Genomic DNA, 3,813 nt, shown 5'->3' on the forward strand with positions numbered 1-3,813 from the left:
CTCAACGCCTGCCACGCCCGGCATCCTCACCGCTACCGCAACAAACCCACCGCACCAGCCGCCCCGGCCCACGCCGGCATCAACTACAAAACCAACCAGCTGTCACAAACAGCTTGATTCATTCCGGATTCTGCCGTAGTCAACGGGAACATGATCGATATCTTCGCCAGCAGCAAGCCCGCGGCCCAGCTGCAGGTCGAGGCACAGGCAGGGAAATTCGCTCTCACGCCGATGGCCACGGATGCGGACTCCGGCCGCTTCTACGCCCGGATCCCGTTCACCGGAACCGCACCAACATCGGTCAAGATCACCAACATCGCCGACAAGCCCGCCAGCAGCGGCACCATTACCGTGACCAAGCCCAGTAGCATCACGGTCACGAGCGCCACCTTTGACGGGGCGAAGCTCAACGTAGCAGCCCTCTCCAGTTCAGGCGACCCACTGGAAGTCGTCGGAGTCGGACCTTTGGTCAACCCCGCAGCTGGCGGCGCGCCAGCCCAGGGCTCCTGGACCCTCAATGCGCCACCCGCCAAGGTAACGGTGAAGAACGCCGCCGGGGACACGGCATCCCTTGCGGTGAGCGTCTCAGGCGGCACTGCCACCCAGGCAGGACTTCCCCCGCTGAGCCCAACACCCGATCCCGGTCCCGTAGTTGACACAGGGACCGGCACCACGCCACCAGGCGGCGGCACCACCACGCCACCGGGCGGCGGCACCACCCCGCCAACCACGCTGAAAGCAGCGGCGACGCCGGCATCAGCTACGGTAGCCCGCGGCGCAAGCGTCCAGCTTGACGGCAGCACATCAACCGGGGGCGTCAGCTACAAGTGGTCGCAGGTGGACGGCCCGGCCGTAACGCTGGCCGGCGACACCACGGCCAAGCCGACCGTTGCGGTTCCGTTCTACGCCAAGACCACGGACACTGCTCCGCTGCCGGCAGCAGTCGCAGGACCTGCCCATATCAAGCTGGTCGTGACAGCCCTGGACGGCAGCACGAGCGAGACAACTGTTGCGCTGACCATCCAGACCGACGCTGTGGCAATCGATGCGGGCTCCCGCCACCGCATTGGCACCGAGCTCCGGATCACCGGCACATCCGCCCTGGCGGGGAGCACCGGCGTTCTGACCCCGGCCACGTCGGTCGTGATCTACGACATGACCAGCGGTACCGCGGTGAAGATCGGCACCGCACAGGTCGACACCCTCGGCGCCTGGTCCTACAAGGCCAAGCCCGGACCGACCAGGCAGATCACCAGGGTCATGGTCCAGTCCACTCGGGGAGGCACGGCAACGTCAGCCATCGCCACCCGTTGATCCGCACCGGCTGACACGTCAGCGCACAGCAACAGGGCCCCGTCCACACCGCGGACGGGGCCCTGTTGCTGTGCGGGGACGTCCTGGCAGTCGGACAACCCTTGGCAGACCAACGACCCTGACTTACCGACAACATAGGAAAGCGGCCCCGGGCTCTGTGAACTGCTGCCCGGGACCGCCTCCCCATACCTGGCGACCCTACGTCTGTCGACGCATTGTGCCTGTTGCCGCTTCCGCCGGCCCGGCAGGACGCCTAACGACCCGACGGCGGCCACAGCACGGTCGCCTGCACGTTCTCCAGCGGGACGCTGCCGTAGATGCGTGAGTCGATGGAGCCGGACCTGTTGTCGCCGAGGACGAAGAGGTGGCCCGCAGGTACGGTGACAGGACCGAAATACGTGCCGTCAATCCGGCTTTGGTCGATTCCCGGCTCAGGCTGCGGCACGCCGTCCACGACGAGGACGGCGTCTTCGATGGCAACGGTCTGGCCTTGAAACGCGATGGCACGCTTGAGCGCCGGATGTCCGTCCTCGGGGCTGGTGAAGACTACGAGAGACCCGGCTGTAAGACTGCCAAGGGCCGGTCCGGCTTTGTACAGCAGGATCGTGGAGCCCCGGGGCACCGCCGGTTCCATGCTCTCGGAGCTCACCGTCATGGGCTCAAGCACCCACAGCCGGGTGGCGAGCAAACCGGCGGCCAGCACGGCCGCCGTCGTGGTTTTCTTCCCCCAAAAGCCCTGCCGGGAAACTCCGGCAGGGCTTTCGGTTCTTGCTACTGGCAGGGGGGCTAAGCGTCCCATTGGGGAAGTGCCGCCGTCATGGGGTCGCAGGGATCGTAGTCGTCTTCCTTCAGGCCGACGCGGAACTGGACCATCATGTCGTGGTCCTCATGGGGAAGGTTATGGCAGTGCACCATGTACCGGCCCTTGTGCGGACCGAACTTCATGAGGAGCCGGACCGTCTCGCCTTCGCCCACATAGACCACATCCTTGGGACCGAGTTCCTGCGGGAACGGGGCCCTGCCGTTGCGGCTCAGGATTTTGAAGTCAACCAGGTGGATATGAACCGGATGGAACCAGCCTCCTGACTTGTTCTCAAACTCCCAGATCTCGACGGCGTCGAGGTCCACTTCCGCGGAAACCTTCTTGTAGCCGCTCGCGATCACGTCGTGCCAACTGGTGTCATCGATGGTCCACATGTTGGTGGTGTGGTTCCGCTTGACCCTGAAGCGCCGGACCTTTTTAGCCTGCTTCTCGGTCAGGGCCATGACCTCATTGCCCGGAGCCAGCAGCGTGGGCATGGTGTTCCAGGTGGCGTCGGCGGTGTCGACGGGCTCGTCGGTGACGTCAAAGGCCATGACCTTGTTCGTGAAGTCGTAATCCACGTTGTTCTTGTTGGACAGGTTCCGCAGTTCAATCCGCTGACCGGTCTTGTATTTGCGGAAATCAATCAGGACCTCATACCGTTCCGCGCCCGCGTGCCGGTAGTTGGCCACGCTCTGCGGCTTGGGCATCAGGCCGCCGTCGGTGGCCACGACCACCAGGGGATCTCCCGTGCTGAGCGTGAGCTTGAGCGAACGGGAGATGCTGCAGTTCAGGATGCGGAAGCGGTAGATCCGCTTCTGGACCTTCATGACCGGCCACGGCTTGCCGTTGACCAGGATGACGTCCCCCCACAGGCCCGAGTGCGTGTTGTCGTCATAGCCCAGGGCACCGTTGGCCGCGAACATCGCGTCGGAAATTACCAGCGGCACATCGTATTTGCCCTGCGGCAGGAGCTTCCGCTCAACCGGATCGTGCATGTGGTACTGGGCCGCCAGGCCCGAGTAGGCGTTCTGGGCCGTGAAGTGGACACCGTGGTCGTGGTACCAGAGAGTCCGGGCCGGCTGGAAGTTGGGGTAGTTGTAGTCCTTGAAAAATCCGGGATGGGTAATGTCGCTGGCGTACCCGTCATACTGCGGCAGCGAAGCCGATCCGTGCAGGTGGACCGACGTTGCCAGCACGTGGCCATCGTTGGGGTGCGTTGCCGGCAGCTGGTTGCGGACACGAAGCACGGCCTTGGTGCCCTGGTCGAGGCTGATGGTGGGTCCGGGAAAGATGCCGTTGTACCCCAGGATCGGAGTCTTAAGCCGCGGCAAAATGGAGGCCATGGCCGCTTTTTGAGTCAGGGTGTAGTAGTTCACAGGCCCGCCGTCGGCGGGGTCCACTCCCACCCGGTCCTGCTGGAGGACCGGGGGCTGGACAAAGGCTGACTGGAACGGCTTGGGCATTTCTGCACTGCTGAGGCGACTGGCCGACTTGGCTTCCACTTCGCGGGACGGAAACGAAAGCGCGCCAGCCCCCAGGGCACCTAATCCACCCAGCAGCAGGACTTGTCGTCTTGACACGGTCATTGCCAGGGCTCCTTTCGAATGATTGCTCCGAGCATGCCGGGCGATTCTTGGGAAAAGGTCCGAACAAGTGACTCCCGGGTAACAAACAAGGTCCAACCACCCCTATTC

The 3,813-nt window shown here is 64.1% G+C and carries 3 protein-coding genes; 1 reads left to right on the forward strand and 2 read right to left on the reverse strand.

The genetic code is table 11. The features are described from left to right. Positions 1–150: 150 nt before the first annotated feature. Positions 151–1,314 carry a hypothetical protein gene (locus LQ144_RS22720; RefSeq protein WP_230121505.1) on the forward strand — a complete coding sequence of 388 codons (1,164 nt, stop codon included), beginning with the start codon at positions 151–153 and terminating at the stop codon, positions 1,312–1,314. Positions 1,315–1,567: 253 nt separating this feature from the next. On the opposite strand, the gene lepB is transcribed toward LQ144_RS22720, so the two are convergent. Further along, positions 1,568–2,113, reverse strand: a complete 546-nt coding sequence (lepB, locus tag LQ144_RS22725) for a signal peptidase I (protein ID WP_230121506.1) — start codon at positions 2,111–2,113, stop codon at positions 1,568–1,570. Beyond that, positions 2,101–3,705: a multicopper oxidase family protein gene (locus LQ144_RS22730; protein WP_230121507.1), complete on the reverse strand. Its 1,605-nt coding sequence runs from the start codon at positions 3,703–3,705 to the stop codon at positions 2,101–2,103. Before LQ144_RS22730 ends, lepB begins: the two co-directional genes overlap by 13 nt. Positions 3,706–3,813 lie beyond the last annotated feature (108 nt).

Source organism: Arthrobacter sp. Bi83 (assembly GCF_918698095.1).
In the GTDB taxonomy this organism is placed as follows: domain Bacteria; phylum Actinomycetota; class Actinomycetes; order Actinomycetales; family Micrococcaceae; genus Arthrobacter.

What these genes read in the sequence shown, in the direction of transcription:
- LQ144_RS22720 (WP_230121505.1), top strand. Translation starts at nt 151, where the DNA reads ATGATCGATATCTTCGCCAGCAGCAAGCCCGCGGCCCAGCTGCAGGTC.
- lepB (WP_230121506.1), bottom strand. Translation starts at nt 2,113, where the DNA reads ATGGGACGCTTAGCCCCCCTGCCAGTAGCAAGAACCGAAAGCCCTGCC.
- LQ144_RS22730 (WP_230121507.1), bottom strand. Translation starts at nt 3,705, where the DNA reads ATGACCGTGTCAAGACGACAAGTCCTGCTGCTGGGTGGATTAGGTGCC.